At 63.8% G+C, this 1013-nt stretch carries 3 protein-coding genes; all 3 read left to right on the forward strand.

Translation table 11 applies throughout. The features are described 5' to 3' along the window. On the forward strand, positions 1-230 hold a 230-nt coding region (locus AC1D01_RS36280), incomplete at its 5' end, for an NAD(P)/FAD-dependent oxidoreductase (RefSeq protein ID WP_477874599.1). A gap of 172 nt (positions 231-402) precedes the next feature. Next, the gene (gene rpsU, locus AC1D01_RS36285; protein ID WP_047503026.1) at positions 403-615 is read left to right on the forward strand and encodes a 30S ribosomal protein S21; all 213 of its coding nucleotides are present in this window, start codon (positions 403-405) and stop codon (positions 613-615) included. Between the two features lie 114 nt (positions 616-729). Next, the coding region (locus tag AC1D01_RS36290; protein WP_477874601.1) for a GatB/YqeY domain-containing protein at positions 730-1013 on the forward strand (284 nt) is incomplete at its 3' end.

Raw genomic sequence — 1013 nt, forward strand, 5'->3', positions numbered from 1 at the left:
GCACCGAGGGCTACCGCAAGGCCGAGGTCACCGCCGGCGGCGTCGACACCCGGGAGCTCAGCTCGCAGACGCTGGAAAGCCGCCGCATGCCCGGCCTGCACTTCATCGGCGAGGTGGTCGACGTGACCGGCTGGCTGGGCGGCTACAACTTCCAGTGGGCCTGGGCCAGCGCCGCAGCCTGCGCGGCGGCCGTCGCCGACCGCCTGCAGCCCGTTGAAAGCAGTCACTGACACCCCGCTTGCGCGTCAGGGAACTATGGCTATAATCGCGGTCTTTGCTGGCAAACCCGCGCCGCGATCTCATCAAAATCTTCGTCCATGCCCCAGGCTGGATTCCGGAACCTCCTTCCTGAGAGCCCGGGCGAACGACAGTGAGACACCGAGCGCAAAAACTTCTGGATCTATGACTTCGATTCGCGTCAAAGAAAACGAGCCGTTCGACGTGGCTCTGCGCCGTTTCAAGCGCACCATTGAAAAGCTGGGCCTGCTGACCGACCTGCGCGCCCGTGAGTTCTACGAAAAGCCCACCGCCGAGCGCAAGCGCAAGAAGGCTGCGGCCGTCAAGCGCCACTTCAAGCGCATCCGCAGCATGCAGCTGCCGAAGCGCCTGTACTGAGATTTCAAGTTGATTCGGCGCTGACCTGGCGCTGGAGCACAGCGAAGCCCGCGCCACGCGGGCTTTGTCGTTTTTGATCCTCGCTTTCGACCCTCACCTATTCGAGCACCTGCGATGACCCTGAAAGACCAGATCACCGAAGACATGAAGACCGCGATGCGTGCGAAGGACGCCGCCCGCCTGCTGACGATCCGCGRCCTGCTCGCGGCGCTGAAGCAGAAAGAGGTCGACGAGCGCATCGTGCTCGACGACGCCGCGGTGATCGCGATCGTCGACAAGCTGATCAAGCAGCGCAAGGATTCGATCACACAGTTCGCCGCCGCCAACCGCACCGACCTGGTCGACAAGGAAACCGCCGAGCTGGCCGTGCTCGAAGGCTACCTGCCGCAGCGCCTGTC

The organism is Rhizobacter sp. P3_B12 (genome assembly GCF_056402895.1).